Source organism: Sphingobacteriaceae bacterium (assembly GCA_002319075.1).
GTDB lineage: Bacteria > Bacteroidota > Bacteroidia > B-17B0 > Aurantibacillaceae > Aurantibacillus.
Map to the genome: position 1 here is coordinate 5,156,284 of NVQB01000001.1, position 17,320 is coordinate 5,173,603.

Annotated in this window: 15 protein-coding genes; 4 read left to right on the forward strand and 11 right to left on the reverse strand. The window is 39.0% G+C overall.

Translation table 11 applies throughout. The annotated features are described in order from the left end of the window. Nucleotides 1–46 precede the first annotated feature (46 nt). The 3 genes from CNR22_22305 (at nt 47) to CNR22_22315 (ending at nt 3,880) form a co-directional block, all read left to right on the forward strand. Entirely contained in the window at nt 47–1,255 is a 1,209-nt protein-coding gene (locus CNR22_22305; protein ID PBQ34978.1) for an aminoacetone oxidase family FAD-binding enzyme, read from the forward strand. 134 nt (nt 1,256–1,389) lie between these two features. After that, nucleotides 1,390–2,037, forward strand: coding sequence for a fructose-6-phosphate aldolase (fsa, locus tag CNR22_22310; protein PBQ34392.1), 648 nt, complete (start codon nt 1,390–1,392; stop codon nt 2,035–2,037). Nucleotides 2,038–2,227: 190 nt separating this feature from the next. Continuing rightward, nucleotides 2,228–3,880 carry a hypothetical protein gene (locus CNR22_22315; GenBank protein ID PBQ34393.1) on the forward strand — a complete coding sequence of 551 codons (1,653 nt, stop codon included), beginning with the start codon at nt 2,228–2,230 and terminating at the stop codon, nt 3,878–3,880. Between the two features lie 210 nt (nt 3,881–4,090). On the opposite strand, the gene CNR22_22320 is transcribed toward CNR22_22315, so the two are convergent. The 10 genes from CNR22_22320 to CNR22_22365 all read right to left on the reverse strand — a co-directional run bounded on the left by CNR22_22320 (nt 4,091) and on the right by CNR22_22365 (nt 15,576). After that, nucleotides 4,091–7,249 carry a hypothetical protein gene (locus CNR22_22320; protein ID PBQ34394.1) on the reverse strand — a complete coding sequence of 1,053 codons (3,159 nt, stop codon included), beginning with the start codon at nt 7,247–7,249 and terminating at the stop codon, nt 4,091–4,093. A 157-nt stretch (nt 7,250–7,406) separates the two neighbouring features. Further along, nucleotides 7,407–10,655 carry a hypothetical protein gene (locus CNR22_22325; protein ID PBQ34395.1) on the reverse strand — a complete coding sequence of 1,083 codons (3,249 nt, stop codon included), beginning with the start codon at nt 10,653–10,655 and terminating at the stop codon, nt 7,407–7,409. Nucleotides 10,656–10,665: 10 nt separating this feature from the next. Next, complete coding sequence (locus CNR22_22330) at nt 10,666–11,133, reverse strand: hypothetical protein (protein PBQ34396.1); 468 nt, start codon at nt 11,131–11,133, stop codon at nt 10,666–10,668. Between the two features lie 134 nt (nt 11,134–11,267). Beyond that, a complete protein-coding gene (locus CNR22_22335; protein ID PBQ34397.1) occupies nt 11,268–11,696 on the reverse strand; it encodes a hypothetical protein in 429 nt (142 codons plus the stop codon). A gap of 36 nt (nt 11,697–11,732) precedes the next feature. Beyond that, nucleotides 11,733–12,281: a GNAT family N-acetyltransferase gene (locus tag CNR22_22340; GenBank protein PBQ34398.1), complete on the reverse strand. Its 549-nt coding sequence runs from the start codon at nt 12,279–12,281 to the stop codon at nt 11,733–11,735. 23 nt (nt 12,282–12,304) lie between these two features. Next, the gene (locus tag CNR22_22345; GenBank protein ID PBQ34399.1) at nt 12,305–13,168 is read right to left on the reverse strand and encodes a hypothetical protein; all 864 of its coding nucleotides are present in this window, start codon (nt 13,166–13,168) and stop codon (nt 12,305–12,307) included. A gap of 84 nt (nt 13,169–13,252) precedes the next feature. Further along, nucleotides 13,253–13,753, reverse strand: coding sequence for a damage-inducible protein DinB (locus CNR22_22350; GenBank protein PBQ34400.1), 501 nt, complete (start codon nt 13,751–13,753; stop codon nt 13,253–13,255). A 139-nt stretch (nt 13,754–13,892) separates the two neighbouring features. Next, entirely contained in the window at nt 13,893–14,582 is a 690-nt protein-coding gene (locus CNR22_22355; GenBank protein PBQ34401.1) for a DNA-binding transcriptional regulator, read from the reverse strand. After that, nucleotides 14,579–15,055, reverse strand: a complete 477-nt coding sequence (locus CNR22_22360) for a hypothetical protein (GenBank protein PBQ34402.1) — start codon at nt 15,053–15,055, stop codon at nt 14,579–14,581. Before CNR22_22360 ends, CNR22_22355 begins: the two co-directional genes overlap by 4 nt. Then, complete coding sequence (locus tag CNR22_22365) at nt 15,052–15,576, reverse strand: GNAT family N-acetyltransferase (protein PBQ34403.1); 525 nt, start codon at nt 15,574–15,576, stop codon at nt 15,052–15,054. Before CNR22_22365 ends, CNR22_22360 begins: the two co-directional genes overlap by 4 nt. Before the next feature lie 70 nt (nt 15,577–15,646). Here CNR22_22365 and CNR22_22370 point away from each other — a divergent pair, with 70 nt between their 5' ends. Further along, nucleotides 15,647–16,243 (forward strand): pseudouridine synthase, encoded by a 597-nt coding sequence (locus CNR22_22370; GenBank protein PBQ34404.1) that lies wholly within the window; start codon nt 15,647–15,649, stop codon nt 16,241–16,243. A 69-nt stretch (nt 16,244–16,312) separates the two neighbouring features. On the opposite strand, the gene CNR22_22375 is transcribed toward CNR22_22370, so the two are convergent. Further along, nucleotides 16,313–17,251 carry a hypothetical protein gene (locus CNR22_22375; protein ID PBQ34405.1) on the reverse strand — a complete coding sequence of 313 codons (939 nt, stop codon included), beginning with the start codon at nt 17,249–17,251 and terminating at the stop codon, nt 16,313–16,315. Between the last annotated feature and the right edge of the window lie 69 nt (nt 17,252–17,320).

Genomic DNA, 17,320 nt, shown 5'->3' on the forward strand with positions numbered 1-17,320 from the left:
GCTTTTCTATAAATAAATTGTAGTGGCTAATTCTGATCCTAAAAAAATTATTGTGATTGGCGGAGGGGCTGCCGGCTTCTTCGCTGCTATTAATTTAGCGCAGCAAAAACCCGGTGCGCAAATCACAATTCTTGAAAAAACAAATAAACTTCTTTCTAAAGTGAAAGTTTCAGGCGGGGGACGGTGCAACGTTACTCACCAGTGTTTTGAAGATCAGCAGCTGGTGAAAAATTATCCTCGTGGAAGTAAAGAGTTACTGCAAGTTTTCTCACAATTCAACGTACAGTCAACTATAGACTGGTTTAAAAAACAAGGTGTTGTTTTAAAAACAGAAGAAGATGGAAGGATGTTCCCCTACTCTAACGATAGTCAAACTATCATAGATTGTTTTCTTGATTTAACAAAACAATATCGCATTCAAATTATTACTCAGTGCGAGGTTTTTGCTATTCAGAAAGTGAATGAAAAGTTTGTTTTAAAAACCAACAAAGATGTTATGGAATCAGATGCTTTGATCTGCGCTTTAGGAGGACATAACAAATCAGGCGCTTACGATATTCTTAAAAACCTGGGGCACACAATTGATAATCCTTTGCCCAGTTTATTCACGTTAAATTTTCCGAATGAGCTAATAAAAAAAGAATTACAAGGTGTGAGTGTTAAAAATGCGCAGGTTCTTATTGACGGCAGTAAATTAAATTACAACGGTCCTGTACTCATTACCCACTGGGGTTTGAGCGGTCCGGCAGTTTTAAAATTATCCGCTTTTGCTGCGAAAGAATTTTTTGATGTCAATTACGTAGCAGGTATAAGAGTTAACTGGGCTTATCCCCTCAAACATGAGCAAGTTTTGTTTAACCTAAAACAAATTCAAAAAGAAAAACATAAAGCACTACCGAGAACGAACGCTCAGTTTGAGCTGCCAAAAAGGCTTTGGGAATTTTTATGTGAAAGTGCAGAAATCGCTAACGATAAGCCCTGGGCGGAAGTCAGTAACAAGCACATCAATAAACTCGTGGAACTGCTTTGTAACAGCCGATATAAGATGGAAGGCAAAACCACTTTCAAAGAAGAGTTTGTAACCTGTGGCGGTGTTAATTTAAAAGAGATAGATTTTAAAACTATGCAAAGTAAAGTTGTACCTGGACTCTATTTTTGCGGCGAAGTGATGAATATTGACGGTATCACCGGCGGTTTTAATTTCCAGGCGGCCTGGAGTACAGCTTATATTTGCGCATCCTCGGTTCCGGTATAGTTTACCCCGTAAAAGCATCGGATAAGTGAAATATCCCCGGTTCTACCGTAAAAATCTTAAAAGAAACGAAAACAAATTTTCTTTAACTCCACTCAATATAGTATCTTCACGCTTCAAAATTTAAACTAAAAACAATGAAATTTTTTATTGACACGGCCAACCTGGCACAAATTAAAGAAGCTCAGGATATGGGCGTTTTGGATGGTGTAACTACAAATCCTTCCCTTATGGCTAAAGAAGGCATTAAGGGACAAGACAATATTTTGAAACACTATGTTGATATTTGTAACATTGTTACCGGCGATGTAAGTGCTGAAGTTATTTCCACAGATTTTGAAGGAATGGTAAGAGAAGGAGAAGCACTTGCTGAACTTCATGAGCGTATTGTTGTAAAAATCCCTATGATTAAAGATGGTGTTAAAGCCATAAAATATTTTACAGAAAAAGGTATCAAAACAAATTGCACACTGGTGTTTTCTGCTGGACAAGCTTTGCTAGCTGCTAAAGCCGGAGCAACTTACATGTCACCATTTATTGGTCGTTTGGATGATGTTAGTACAGACGGACTTCGTTTGATTGAAGACATTCGTTTAATCTATGACAATTACGGTTTTGAAACGCAAATTTTAGCTGCAAGTGTTCGTCATCCTATGCATATCATAGAGTGTGCCAGAATAGGCGCCGATGTTATTACCGGACCTCTATCCGCTATCAGCGCTTTGTTAAAACATCCTTTAACGGACATTGGTTTAGCTCAGTTTTTAGCAGACGCAAAAAAATAACAATTCGTATTTTAACAGAAAATCCGGTTCGAAAGACCGGATTTTTTAGTTTAAGAAAGTTGAGTAGTTCATTTAGACTAGTGAGAATAGATTTGAGGGCTTACCCAACCTTTCAATTAATAAATTTGTTTAATAAGTTAGGGACGCCCTAAAAATCCCACACACTTATTAATAACAAAAACCCTTTACTATGAAAAAACTACTTTTACTACTTTCCCTCGCTCAGCTGACTTTAAGTTCACTTGCACAGGCTCCTTCTAGTTTTACAATTACTAACAACTCGGGGTCAACTAGTCTAACCTGTTTAACTCCTTCACTTTCATTTTCAGCAAATTCAGCCGTAGTACCGCCTATATATTTTGTGTGGACAGGTCCAAGTACCTCGCTCACCGGACCCAACGTGACTATTACACTTCCCGGCAATTACACAGTCACTATTGCAGACTCAACAAACACCGTTTTTGATACGCAATATCTAAGTGTTACAACTAACACTACTCCCCCCAATTCTTCAGTAAGTCCTCCTTCACAAACCATAGCTTGCAACACTGCACTCGGAAGCGGCGTTTCTTCTAATTTCCCCGGAAGTGCCACCCACACTTTTGTGAGTCCCTACGGCGCCTCTGTGATTGCAACCGGAACTGTGGCGTACGCACCCTTAGGTCCGGGAACATACACGCATATTTTAACGGACAATAGCAATGGCTGCACAAGTTCATCAACATTTGCGATTGTGAGCAGTCAGAACTTTCCGACATTTAGTGTGGTAAGTCCTCAGAATTACACGCTTGGTTGCCGCACGAAGAGTGTTGTGACAGTAAATATTATCAATGCAACCACAAGTCCTCCGGGCGGTCCTGTATCCTACACCTTTATGCCTCTCTCTGAAACAAATCCTGCACCCAGCGGAAGTCTAAGTTCGTTAAGTTCCTACACTGTGGCTACTCCAGGAACTTATTATGTTATCGTTAAGGACAATACAAGTTTCTGCGTTACGCAAATTCCTGTTACCATTTTACAGAATACAGTCTCGCCGAATGTAACCGTAACTACACCTACCACCGTCTTGAACTGTAGTCTCAATCAATTGATCTTACAAGGTTCGAGTACTAGCACAAACGTTTCACTAAACTGGAATTCTGCAAATGGTGCAGTTTACGGCCCAACGATCACTGCTTCTGCGAATGCCAACGTCACTCAAACAATAGCAAACACATACACTTTTGTGGTGACGGATAATAATAACACTTGTACCAGTAATTCAGTTATTCCGGTATATCAGAATTTATTTCCCCCGATAGCTTCTATTAGTGCCGGTGGCATGTATACTCTTTCCTGCACAACCCCAACTATTGTTTTATCCAATGTAAGTTATTCGGGCATCCCGCCTTCTACAGGTTTTCCGGTGAATCAGCCTGTAGTTGGGTTGTCTTGGTTCGCGCCCTCTCAAAACTCATTAGCAGTATCAACAACGTATACGGCATCCACCAGTGGAACTTACACCATGATCGCTAAAGATCTCAACAATGATTGTACCGCACAAACCACAGCTGTAATTTTTGGAGATTGTAATTTAGTAGGTTTAACTAAAAACACGGTGTCTCAACTCTCTATTCATCTCTTTCCAAATCCGGCGCACGATGTTGTAACACTTTTAACAGAAGGAATTGAAAGCGCAGGAACATTTGAAGTTTTTAATGCTTTAGGAGAAGTAGTTTTAAAACAAGAGTTAAGTCTTTACAAAACAGAAATACAGATAGGTAGTTTATCGCGTGGCGTATATACCTTGCTTATTACTCAAAAAAATGGTTTTAAGCAGACTACTAAATTTATTAAAGATTAGGAATAAACTAATTTACAAGAAGCCCTGCATAATGCAGGGCTTTTTTTTGAACTTAAGAATGCTAATGATCACTAATATTCTCGGTGAAAAAGAACCTTACAGGTATTGGATGGCAAATTAAATAAGCTGTAAAGCAATATTCTCTATAAAAAAATCCCGGGTTGTTTTATCAACCCGGGATTTAAAATTCATTCAAGAATTATGTGATGACTATCTTACTAAAGTAATCGTACCCTTTTTATCGTATTTAGAACCGTCTTTCCCGTTTGCTTTGATAATGTAGAAGTAAACTCCTGGAGCAGCTTCTTTTCCTGATTCGTATTTTCCATCCCACGATACATTGCCAGAGGCGCTTTGGATATCAAAAACAAGATTGCCCCAACGGTCAAAAACCTGCATGGTGATCTTATCAAGATTTGAACTTTTTAAGAAGAATAAATCATTTACATTGTCACCATTTGGGGTGAAAATATTTGGAATCTCGATGGCCGAAGGAATATCTACCTGTATAACAAGCTGCGCTGTATCCAAACAGCTGCCTTTGGTAACATATAAACTCACCGTATAAGTTCCAGGCTGGGTGTAGATAGCATTAGCCGTTGATAAGGTGCTTAGAGTTGGGGTAGCTGTACTGTTTCCAAAATTCCAATAAGCATTTATTCCAGAGCTGTTTAAACTCGATGAAGAGGTATTGCTAAAGGTAACATTCAATGGAGCATAACCACTCATGTTATCTGCTGTAAAGCTGGCATCCAGTGTTCCATTTATAACCGTTACCTGTGCAGGGGTAGAACATCCGTTAGCGGTATTGGTAATTACCACACGGTAGTTACCTGCTTTGTTTATACTTATACTAGCTGAGCTGGATGAAGAAATAGAAGCATTGGAAGGAGCGATCCAACTGTATGCATAATTCTTATTTTCGGGCGAAAGTATTAAGGGTGGAGTGATGTTGAAAAAATTTGAACCACAATCCAGGGTATCGATACTGATGGTAGAATTTGGTTCTAAGTCAGGGTATTTTCTATAGTCGCCAATAACAATTGTGCCTGTAGAGGTACAACCATTGTTTAAATCTTTAGCAGTGATCGTATAAATACCCGTTGTTCCGGCAATGTAAGTAGTGGTTAATTGTCTTGGTTCCTGCGGAGAGGGCCCCTGCCATAAAAAGCCTATAGCGGGAAGTCCTTGAGAGAAGCCCGTAGCGGGTGGAATGGTGCTGCTGCTTTGATTGGTTAAAACAATGGTAGAGGTTAAACAGGTAAGAGAAGGTGAACCTGCAGAGATTGCTGCAATGGGTTTATATAAATTCTGGCGCATAATCACCACTGTATCTGTTTTACAAGTACTACTGTTATCCCTTATTGTCAGGGTATAATTACCAACCACTGAACTGGTGGGAGCTATGGAGTTGGAATAAACTGTAATGCTATCTCCCTGCAAACTACCCGGAGTACCGGCAAATGACCATAGGTAATTTACATTGGGAGTGCTACTGCTTCCCCTCAAAGTGATAGTTGGAACATAACAATCCAATATGGTTCTTGGAACGCTGGTGTTAAGGTCTGGGCCTAAAGTATTTGATAAAATTGAAATCGGTGTACGGGTTTCACAAAAACTCGTGTTATCTTTTGTAATCACCGTCCAGGTACCCGGTACATTTACTGAATACGTAGATAAAACACTAAGATTTCCACTTAACGTTACACTGCTTGCTCCCGGGGGAAGTAAAGTGTAAGACACCGGTCCGCCCTGGGGAGAGGTATTTCCGTTGACGATATTAATAACAGCCACACTTTTTGAATTACACCCAAGAGTGAAATTATCAGGACTCAAAACATTGTAAGTAGGAAATCCCTGGTTGGAACTCACTGTAAAAATACGGCAAGAGGAGCAACCATTAATATCATTGATAACACAATGCGTAAAGTTACCTACCCCACCGGGTAAATAAACCAGGGTATTAGAGGTAGTTGCAAAAGTTCCTCCAGAGGGAGACTGTATTTGCTGGGTAATATTTATCGTTGGACTAGCAACTGATGTAATTGTTGTTATAGAGGTTAAATTACAAGTAATGTTCTGAAACAAAGGATTTAATGTTGCTGAGGGCGTGGATATGTTGAGCCCCACCGTAAAGGTCTGAAAAGAGGTACACCCTGAAACAGGATTTAGAGCATAGAGCGTGTAATTACCAATCGTTGAATTGGTAATGGCTGCCACTGAACCATTAATCACCGTACTGGTTCCATTCGTCCAGGTATAAGTATTAGTAGATACCTGAGAAATTAAATTTACAGTTGGAGTTAAACAGGTAACCGAATATACAGGCCCTGCCGGAAGTATGGTAATAAGAGCTGGTGCAGGAACAGGATTAAGCGTAAAATTCGCCACCGCTGAACAACCACCCGCTGCCGTTACCGTAGCCGTATAAGGACCCGCCGGAATACCACTGCCCGACAAAAATGTTGTTGTATTAGATGTTACCCCATTAGGAACCGAAGCCCAGTTAACCGTGTAACCAGGAGCAGGCGTGGCCGGGAAAAAACTCAAATTTAAATTAAACGCGTTCAGAGTACTCGTACAACTCGTATTCGTTACCGTGGGAACTACTGTGGGCTGGGGATCCACAGAAACCGTTGAAGCCGCTGTTTGTGTGATTACCACACTTGCTGCAGTTGTACCTGAAATATAAACCGTATACACCGTTGTAACCGTAGGTGTTACAACAAAACTACCTGTTGAACTCGTAAGATTTCCGGGATTCATTGAATATGAGGGGGTTGTTAAACTAGATGTGTTGGTGGCAACTACTGTTCCTGAACTTCCCGCACATATCTTTGAATTATTGGTGAGCAAAGCGCAATTGGTTGTTCCATTACCGCCAAACTGACTAAATTCTATATCCTGTTGAACATTGGCAAAGTTGGTGATTAAAACCATATAGTATTGCCCTACAACACCGTTCGAGATGTTTAGAGTTTCGGTATAACTTCCTGAATAACTGCAGTCCACCGTATTGCCAGCAGTGAGACTATTGCATGCGCCAGTAAGACTGTTAAATGGTCCATAGCAAATAAAATCCACATCCGAACCGGGTCCTGGAGGCGAAGTAGCCTGACCCTGTATGAGGATATCCAGATTTCCACTATTACTTATTTGAAGATAATACCACGCAGGATTGGGAGTTGACCCTAAACATCCATAGTTAGGCCCTGTCTCAGCGCTTTGAGGGGTACCGGTTGTGCTCGTTGCTGGAAATGTTATCCCAGATTGACCACCAGCACAGAATGGTGCAGCATTTGCACAACTGGATTGTGCGCTTAAGTAGTGACCTACTAAAACAAAGAGTACAACTATTATTTTTTTCATATCCTGATGTATTGTGTGTGTGTGTAAAATTCAACCTGTTTAATCTGTCATTCTATAATCAAGAAATCTCCCGACGCTGATAAGGAGATTTCTCAAATGAATTATTATTTTCAACTATCTAAAAATACGAAACAGACCTATACTTTATAATCTATTTTTACCTGTATAAACTAATGGTTCCTTTTTTCTCGAAAGTCTGACCATCTTTTCCTTTAGCTTTTAATGTATAAAAATAGGTTCCCTCAGCAGAATCTTTTCCTGATTTATTTTTTCCGTCCCATGCAACGTTGCCCGTTCTGCTGATGATATCATAAACAACATGCCCCCATCTGTCAAAAACTACCATCGAAATTTCTTCCAGATTAGCCGCTTTTAAGAAAAATAAATCATTAGCACCATCGCCGTTAGGTGTAAATACATTCGGAATCTCAAGTGTGGCTGGAATGTCAACTTCAACATATTTTACCACTGTATCCAGGCAGGTTCCTTTGGTAGCAAACATCGTTACTTTATATGTTCCTGGTAAATTGAAAACATTACTAGTAGATAGAGTATTGGCATTGGTAACTGTTGAAGTTCCATTTCCAAAACTCCAGTAGGAACTGATGTTAGACGCCCCTAAGCTGGACGTTGAGTTATTAAAGAAAGTAACTGATAAAGGAGCTGGACCTTTTGCTGGTTGCATTTCAAAATCCGCATTCAATGTTCCGTTGATAACTGAAACTTCACCCACCGATCCACAACCGTTCACAGTATTTGTAACAATAACTCTATAAATACCAATTTTACTAATGGTGATTGTGGCCGAATTCGCCTGGCTGGGAAGGGGGGCTCCTGGAGGAGCATTCCAAAAATACGAATACTGTGAAGTAGACCCTGTAACTGCCGCATAAATTGATCTAATATTTGAGCCACAGTCTAATGTAAATGGTTCTGGTGCCACAGGTTTATTAACCTCTGGATAAGTCCTGTTATCACCAATACTAGTGGTAGCAACACCGAGACAACCGTTATTTAAATCTTTAGCAGTTAAAGTGTAAAGTCCTGTAGTAGCTGCAGTATAAGTCGTGCTCAATTGCAATGGCTGCTGCGGTGAAGGGCCTTGCCAAATATACCCGATAACATAATTTTGATAAGGGAAACCAGTAACGGGTGGAATACCTGTTTTACTTTGATTTGTAAGCACGAAGGTTCCTGTTTTACAAGTTAAAGAAACGCTACCACCCGATATCGCGACTTGCGGGGGATATAAATTCTGACGAATCTGAACAACTGTATCTGATTTACAAGTACTGCTGTTATCTGTAATAGTTAGAGTATAATTTCCTACCATTGAATTTGTAGCAGAGGTAGATACAGAGTTAACAGTTATAGAATCACCCTGCAGCGTACCGGGATTTCCTGCGAATGACCAAAGGTAACTCACGTTGGGTGATGCACTCGATGCTTGTAATTTTACTTTTGGATTATCGCAATCAAGAACAGTTCTTGGCACAGACGCAATCAGATCTGGACCTAAAATATTATTCAGAATAGAAATAGGTGTACGGGTTTCACAGAGGCTGTTATTATCTTTTGTAATAACCGTGTAAGTTCCAGGTGCAGTTATAGAGTATGTGGATAAAGTACTCAAGTTTCCACTTGGGGTTACACTGCTTGCACCAGGAGGTAGAATGGTATAGGATACCGGACCTCCCTGAGGACTTGTGTTTCCATTTATAATATTTACGACTGCAACACTTTTTGAGTTACAACCCAAAGTAAAATTGTCAGGACTACTAATGTTATAAGTTGGAAACCCCTGATTTGAAGCTACTGTAAAGGTTTTGCAACTCGTACATCCATTAGCGTCATTAACCGCACAAACGGTAAACACGCCTACCCCACCGGGCGTATAAATAGTGCTATAGGATTGTGCTGCAAAAGTTCCACCAAGAGGCGAACTGATAATTTGTGTAACGTTTACTGAAGGACTTGCTGTTGCAGTAATAGTAGTAATGGAACTTAAGTTGCAGGTAATGTTCTGAAACGCAGGAGCGATGGAAGAAATTGGAGTGATAGTATTCTGACCAATTACAAAAGTGCGGGTCCCTACGCACCCGGACACTGGATCAAGACCAGTTAAGGTGTAAGTGGCAACCATGGTAGGTGTGAAAACAGCAACCGATCCGTTAAACACCGCAACCGTACTCGACCAGGTGTAATTATAAGCGGGATTCATAGCCGTTAAAGTCACATTCGATATACAAGTTATTGTATGCGTTGAGCCTAATGGATTTACTATCAAATTAACCGATGTAGGCTGAGGATTGATAGTGAAACTGGTAATGGTAGCGCAGCCCGCGGCAGTAGTTATCGTTGCTGTGTAAACTCCAGGCGCTATACCGCCTGTAAAGGTAGTCTGCGAAGACGTCGTGACCCCGTTTGGTATCGTCGACCAGTTAATAGTGTAGCTAGGCGCCGGGTTAGTAGTAGGAAAAAATGTTAAGTGAAGATCTACTGCATTTAAAGTACTGGTACAACTTGTATTAGTAACTGTTGGAGCAACAAGGGGAACTGGATTTACAGTTATTGTAGAAGTTGCAGTAAGTGTTTGTACTGAGTTAACAGAATTAATACCGGTAATGAGCGTTGTGTAGGTAGTTGTAACAGATGGTGTAATTACAAAACTACCCGTAGTATTCGAAAGATTAAGTGCGGGAATAGCAAATGTAGGACTTGAAAGGGCTGCGTAATTCACAGGTGTAACCGTAGCAGATGAGCCATAACAAACATTATAATTCGGACTGCAATTCGGACTACAAGATAAGCTCGCGGTACCCATACTTAAAAAACTCACGAGGGTATTTACACCACTGTAGTTGGAAATACAAATTATAAACTGCTGACAAGCGTTTACCTGTAAAGGCGGCTCGAAGTCTGCCGCATTTCCGTTAAAGGTTGCCATGTTGGAAGCCGAAGCTATACCCGTACCACCACTGCATGTGCCATTCCAGTTGCAACGAATGGGAGCCAAAGTGTTATTAAAAATATCAGCGCATGTGGTTGGTGAATAAGGCCACATGGCCCAATCATAACATCCTACCTGCGGATTGGCACTATTACCCGCGCCAAAAACAAATTCCAGCAAACCTGCATTTCCTATAGTAATTAAAAGCCATTGAGGGTTTAATTCTCCGGAGTGCAGGCACCCGCTATTCGCAGAACCAGGGTTAGTACCGGGATTAGAAACTGAATAAGTGGCCGGAGTGGAAAAGTCAACTACAGATCCAGGGCCACTACCCGCATTAAAGGTAAAACTTGGGGTGCTGCATAATGGAATCGCGTCGACACAATTATTATTTATCTGGCCGAATGTTTTAGAAAAGCTTACCAGTAAAGCAAAGAAGAATAGTATTTTTTTCATATCGGTATGCTTAGCGCGTGATTAAATGATTAATTGAACTGAAAACATTTGGTGAACTGAGATTTCTGTAAATCTCATTTCCATCTTTGTCAAAAACCAAATTACTGGTATTAGCATCAAGGCCAGGCAGCTCGCTCAATTTAACAGAAATCATTTTTGTTACGCCATCTTTTTTCAGGGTTATAACGGCTTCACTGGTGAGCTCATCTTTATTAATCGCCAAAACTATCAGTCCTTTTCTACCTCCTTTTAAAATGGCAACTTCATAAACACCGTACGCTTTTTCAAAACTTTTATTGGCTTCACGACTTTCCATGTTATCAAGACTCCATACATTCATGGCAATCAATTTATTATCTATGTTAATTTCAGGGGCCGTTTCAGAGATAATCCTCTTTAAATTCGAAAAAAGGTTAGTTTGTGCCTGAGCGAAAAGCCCTACCGTTATAAGGCAAAATGTTAAGAGTATTTTTTTCATAATTTTTTTTAATGAACTGTAGTACAATATATTAAACTATTAGTTTGTAATCAAGGACTTCCGTCAAATAATGAAGATTTAAGTACAAAAATATCCAATAATTAACAGCATAAAATCTACAAAAATCGGACCAATTATTGGGCTGTATAAGGAATTAACTGGTTTGGCCGAGATTTAAAAATTAATTGGTTGAGTAGATTTAACTCATTTTGTTTGAGAGTGATTGCAATAACGTTTATATGCATTTCTGTAGATACTTTTCCAAAATCAGATTGATTAATGCCATAACTATTAGCAAGATTTAGAAAATAAGCGTTCGCCCTGTTAACACAGGCCGACAGATTCTCAACATCCTTGGAAAGTAATATCAGATCAGCAACTTCTTCATGAACTGCAGCTGTGTTAATCTTAAGAGAGTCGTTAGAAACTTTCAAAGTATCTAAGATCTGTCTGCGGTTAGCTATTTCTTTTTCAAACCAGGCATTCATTTCCTTGCCAGGGTCTTCATTTCTGCAGAAACTAAAGATCAAGCTTATCAGAACACAAATTATTGAATTTCTCATGCGTATTGTTTCAACAAAGATAAAAAATTCGATGAGCTATTTTCGGCTAAGAGTATAGATGCCATTGTACTCTAATTCTTCCTTATTGGGATAGATTTTTTCAAAATCGAAATTTCTCTTAAAACCATTTTTTTCCAGCATTTTAATGGAACGCACATTGCCCTTTTGTGTGTAAGCATCAATTCTGGAGAGTTTCATAGTTTCAAAACCATAATTATTAACAGCGAGAAGGGCTTCTGTCATTAAACCTTTACCAAAATAATCGGGATGAAGGCTATATCCTACCTCGGCAACATGATTGTCTTTTTCAATATTCCACAAACAAATTGTACCAATTAATTCCGTTTGACTTTTTAGCGCAATTGCCCAGTTAATGCTTTCATTTTTTTCCTCCAGGGTTAAGACTTTAAGTATCCAGTTTTTCGCATCCTCTTCGTTCAATGCTAGATCGCGCTTAATAAATTCGTTGATTGCAGGATCTGAACGGTGTATAAAAATTTCAGGAGAATCTTCTATTCTTAACCGTCGCAAAATTAAATGCTGCGTTGTTAGTACAGGAAAAGGTATAAAATTGGGCTCAAGCATGGGTGATTAGAAAAGAAACAAATCTATTTCTTTAATTCGGTAATTCCTTTTTTTTCTATTTCTACCGGCGTTTTTTTCGTACTTATCTTATCCATACGCGCCATACCTGTAACTTTTAAATGGTAGTTCACTTTATCGTTATCGGTAACAACACTCACAAGTGTTTTAAGAAGATGTTTAAATTCAACGGTAATCGGCAACACTACCAGTGTTTCGGTTCCTGGCTTTAAATGAATGTCCTGATCATCCTTTCCCTCTACCTTTAAATTTTCTTTTACAGTAAGTTTATATTTGATATCGCTCAAATGAAGGTCTAATTTTCCTTTGTTTATAACCTTTACGTAGGCATCAAAATAAAAAAGGTTTTTCTCTCTTTTTTTATAGTCTAATTTTTCGATCTCAAATTTGGGCGGAATGGGAACAGCGATCTTTACCGTCTTTTTATAGGGAAGGTTGGCCTTTCCCAGCCATGTGGAATAAACAACTCGCAGATCATAAGTGATATCAACACTATCCTGATCTTGAAGATTTTTTATTTCTTTACTTAGTCTTTTAAATGGCAAGGATACAGGTAAACGAACAGTATCTTTTGTTGAAGGTAACATCTTTATGTTGAGATTTTGAGATTTTGAAAGAAGCGTTAGGGTGTCTAGTTTCACATGATAAATAAAGCTGTCGATAGTGAGTTTAAAAATACTTTTGTTTTCAAACTGCACATCTGCATCTATGAGCAATGTATCGCTCAATGGTGTTATATGAACATTTTCAATGTTCTCAAATTTTGGAATAATAATGTCTAAAGCCCGTTTTGGATGGAAAAAGAAATAGCCTCCCACAGCGGCGACCAACACAAAGCAAACCAGAAAAATTTTTAAACCTTTCTTCATAATACGGTATAATTTTTATCATGAATTAAGCTTTGAACAAAATTCACAGGGTCGTATAGCAACCCTGTGAATTTTATATAAAAATTATGCCAGAGCCATCTCGTCGGCACTCGGTCCATAGCTACCGGGAATAGGAATATCCAAAAGCCTCAGAAAAACGCCCAGTTGTGCGCGGTGATGAACAATCTGGCTGTAAGCGTGACGGATAGTTTCGCCTTTCGTGGCCACACTGAAAACCTGTTCCCCATTTCTTAATGTCCAGTTGGGTAAAAGATCTGCTTCTGTTGCTTTTTCCAAGTGTGCTTTTCCATCCGTGTAATTTTTTTCCGCGTACTCTAAAAGCTCCGTTGTACTATTTATCGGATGTGGATTATAAGTTTCTTTTGCAAAATCTAATCCATCGGTAGTTAATGCCATTGTGACCCAGGAGGGCAACTCTGCAATGTGTGTAGCTAATGTTTTTACAGACATGCTTTTCGTATGGGGCTTCCAATCATATTTATCATTGGGTATACAGGACAGCATTTTTTTAGTGGTTTGAAATTCGGCATCCATCTCTTTTAAGAGCATTTTAATTAATGTCATAGTCTTATCGTTTTAAGTTTATGCGACAAAATTAGGAGGAGGCAGTGACAACCTTATGGCAGTCTGTTTTATTATTTATTTGGCAATAATGTTTAAATCCAAAAAGAGATCATCTTTATTGCACTTAAATGAGGGTTGCTTAAAACGTAACCGGCAGCTGCTTAATGTATTCTGCAAGTTCCATATGCTCGGTACGCGTAAACGGCGTGCCTGTGTGTTTCAGGGATTTAACCCGAGAAAGCTTAAAATCTCTGTATTCACTGCGTTTATGACACCAGGCTATTACATGCCAGCTTAAGGCGTAAAATACCAGGCCTATAGGTTCAATTTCTCTTTTACTTGCCTCTTCTTTCGAATTAGCATATTCCATTTCAATAATCTGTCTCGAAGAAATTGCCTCCTGCAGCGGCGATAGGTAGTCGAGTTCTGGTGTGATGCGCGAAGGTAATTGAAGATGCGTCGTATTGTTCAATGCTTCCAGTTGTTCCTTTTGTTTTGCATTCAACACAGCCTTAATTTTATTTAAAGCGCTTGAATAATTTTTTTTTATTGACTTATCAGAAAATCCGTAGACAATGCTTTCTATTAAAAGCAGCGCATTTGCTTCATCAGAATTAAATGATATAGGAGGCAAAAAATATCCGTTTACTATAAAATAACCTTTAGTTTGCTCAAAACTTACCGGCACGCCTTGCTCACAAAGTGCTTTCACGTCACGGTACACGGTTCGGATACTGATATTAAATTTACCTGCAATAGTTTCGGCCTGTACATATTTTTTCGATTGTAACAGTGTCAGAATTCCAAACAAACGATCAATGCGATTCATTCTTGCTTATGGTTTAAAAGTTGCAAGGTACTTACATATTCCTTGAGCAAATTATCCTGCAGCATCATGGATTTAATTTTTTCCAGCTGCGTTTCAGATAACGAGCAATGCCTACTGATAACATCTACACCCTTTGGCGTGAATGCAGTTTTTGAAAAATAAATCACCGCCCACTCACCGCCCTCATCCTTTAACGCGACCTTCCATTTACTTTTTAATAAACTTAAAATACCTTTTCCTTTCCATACAAAAGCAGACGAGTCTTGTTTATCAGGATGATCGAACCCTTTGATAGTTCTTATTTTGGTTTTCTTTTTATACTTCACTTCGTCAAAAAGTAATTCTGAACCCTCTTTCTTTTTTATAAGGGTGTAAGTAAAAGTCGGATTCAGTTTATCTCCTTTCGTCCACATTGGAAAGTTGGTATAATTAATAAACCAGGTGCCGATTAAAAAGTGGAGTAGCGTGTTCATAGATAACGTTTCATTAAAATATCAGTTTGTTTATCGGTTCCTAAAATAAAAGGATGCTGTCCAAATTCAACGAAATCATTTCGTTTATAGAATCGTATAGCTCCAGGATTGTGTTCCCATACACCCAGCCAGACCTGCTTTAAATTATTCTCCTGCGCTACAGCATATGTTTTTTCAAGTAAGTGCAGGCCGAGATTTTTGTTTTGAAACTCTCTGAGAATATATATTCTTTCAATCTCTACCGCCTCTTTCAGACTTTCCTTTTGATTTTCACCAAGATTTAATTTCAAATAACCAGCCGCTTCACTCCCAAAAAAAATAAGATAGTAAAGCGTTTCATGGTCTTTTAATTCCTTTTCAAGAAGAGCATCATTAAACGTATCTTTTAAATAAAGGTCCATGTCCTCCATCGTATTAGCATTTGCAAAAGATTCGCTAAAGGTTTGAACGCTGATATTTTTAAGAAGAGAAAGTTGCTCTTGCCCTGCCCGGATAATCTGTATTTGTGCACTTTCTTTCATTTTATTCCTGCTTTAAAAATAGCAAAATAAGACGGAAAATTCTGCTTATTTTTGCAGAGTTAATTTTTAGATGGATCGTTACTTTATTATTTATAAACCTTACAAAATGATCTCGCAGTTTGTGAGTCCATATGACCACAGACTTCTTGGAGATCTTGATTTTGTTTTCCCTGCAGGAACAAATGCAGTTGGAAGATTGGACGATGACAGTGAAGGTTTGCTAATATTGACAACAGACAAAACCCTTACCAAACGTTTACTTCATCCTGAACGAAAACATAAACGCAATTACATTGTTCAGGTAGAAAGAAAAGTGGAAACAGAAGCCATTGAAAAGCTGAGTAATGGACTGGATATCCTGATTAAGAAAAAAGGAACCTACACTACCCTGCCCTGCGAAGTAACTATTATCGACAAACCTGCAAATTTACCGGAGCGTGCTCATACCTTTAAGGAGTTTTTACCACACTCCTGGCTGGAGTTTATTCTTACAGAAGGAAAAAACAGGCAGATACGGAAAATGTGTGCTGCAGTGAGGCACGATTGCAAACGTTTGATCCGCACAAAAATTGAAGATCTCGAACTTGGAAACATGCAGCCTGGCGATGTGAAAGAGATTGAACAAAAAGAACTTTTTCTGCTCCTCCGCTTAACCGAAAATAATTGACTAATGCCTAAATAAAAAAATCCCGAAAGCAACAGAGAGCTCCCGGGATTTTTTAATTTTATCAACTTCTTATTCTGAAATCACTTTAATCACTTCTTGTTTATTATTAGCCTGAACTTTTACAAAATACATCCCCGAATTTAAATGGGAAGCAAAAGTGTAACTCAGTGTTCCCATCGCAGCTTGCTCAAAGTTTTTCTCTTCCACAAGTTTTCCGGTTATATCGATAACAGAAATTTTAACATCACCAGGAGTTTCAACTTCCACCTTTACATTAAAAGTGCTTTTAAATGGGTTTGGATAAACATTCACCGAAGATGTATTATGCATTTCCGTAATTCCGGTGCCTGTTACTACCGTAGAAGTTCCGGTTGTGCTGTAAGTAATAGTCAGTTCTGCAACTTTTGTAGGATCTCCTTCAAAGGAATACACCTGACGCATTCCAGGGCCTTTAAAGAAAAAAGCCATCGGATTTCCAGGTGCCCAGGTAGATTTAAACACCAAAGGCGTTACCAGAGATTTTATATCCGGAGTTTTTTGATCGGCTGTTACTGAGCCTACGGTGCTCCATGATGTTCCACTTACATTCCAGCTAACCGAACCCGGGGCAAGTGAACGCGAACTCAAATTTGAAGCCGCGTCAGAAAATGTTGCCGGATTTACATTATTTTCGGCATAAATTGACATAGTGCAGGGATCCACATTTGATGTACCCTGAACATTAAATTGAATATAGGCGCTAATAATAGTTGCAAATTTTGGAACTGTGATGTTTGTAAATCGCACACCCACCATAACTGGATTCGACGTAGCGGTTTCACTTCCTAAATTTAATGCTGTACTTGCTGAATACATATCACCTGCTGTGCCGGTTACAGGAAGGGGCCCTGAAATTTTCTCTTCGTGATCGTCGAGTGCTGCTGAAATTTTCGAAGTTACGGTTGTTTGTGCAGAAACGGCTAAGGCGCTGCCTATAAGCAGACTCATTAAAAGTAATTTTTTAGTCATGGGCTAATTTTTAAAAAGGTAAATTATTTTCAAATCTTTTGTATGAGAAAAAGTTGAAGGTCTTTCCTT

Bases quoted from the DNA above. Each gene is read 5' to 3' on its own strand.
- CNR22_22350 (PBQ34400.1), bottom strand. From the start codon at position 13,753: ATGACATTAATTAAAATGCTCTTAAAAGAGATGGATGCCGAATTTCAA.
- CNR22_22365 (PBQ34403.1), bottom strand. From the start codon at position 15,576: ATGAAAGAAAGTGCACAAATACAGATTATCCGGGCAGGGCAAGAGCAA.
- CNR22_22375 (PBQ34405.1), bottom strand. From the start codon at position 17,251: ATGACTAAAAAATTACTTTTAATGAGTCTGCTTATAGGCAGCGCCTTA.
- CNR22_22345 (PBQ34399.1), bottom strand. From the start codon at position 13,168: ATGAAGAAAGGTTTAAAAATTTTTCTGGTTTGCTTTGTGTTGGTCGCC.
- CNR22_22325 (PBQ34395.1), bottom strand. From the start codon at position 10,655: ATGAAAAAAATACTATTCTTCTTTGCTTTACTGGTAAGCTTTTCTAAA.
- CNR22_22315 (PBQ34393.1), top strand. From the start codon at position 2,228: ATGAAAAAACTACTTTTACTACTTTCCCTCGCTCAGCTGACTTTAAGT.
- CNR22_22360 (PBQ34402.1), bottom strand. From the start codon at position 15,055: ATGAACACGCTACTCCACTTTTTAATCGGCACCTGGTTTATTAATTAT.
- fsa (PBQ34392.1), top strand. From the start codon at position 1,390: ATGAAATTTTTTATTGACACGGCCAACCTGGCACAAATTAAAGAAGCT.
- CNR22_22355 (PBQ34401.1), bottom strand. From the start codon at position 14,582: ATGAATCGCATTGATCGTTTGTTTGGAATTCTGACACTGTTACAATCG.
- CNR22_22340 (PBQ34398.1), bottom strand. From the start codon at position 12,281: ATGCTTGAGCCCAATTTTATACCTTTTCCTGTACTAACAACGCAGCAT.
- CNR22_22320 (PBQ34394.1), bottom strand. From the start codon at position 7,249: ATGAAAAAAATAATAGTTGTACTCTTTGTTTTAGTAGGTCACTACTTA.
- CNR22_22370 (PBQ34404.1), top strand. From the start codon at position 15,647: ATGGATCGTTACTTTATTATTTATAAACCTTACAAAATGATCTCGCAG.
- CNR22_22330 (PBQ34396.1), bottom strand. From the start codon at position 11,133: ATGAAAAAAATACTCTTAACATTTTGCCTTATAACGGTAGGGCTTTTC.
- CNR22_22335 (PBQ34397.1), bottom strand. From the start codon at position 11,696: ATGAGAAATTCAATAATTTGTGTTCTGATAAGCTTGATCTTTAGTTTC.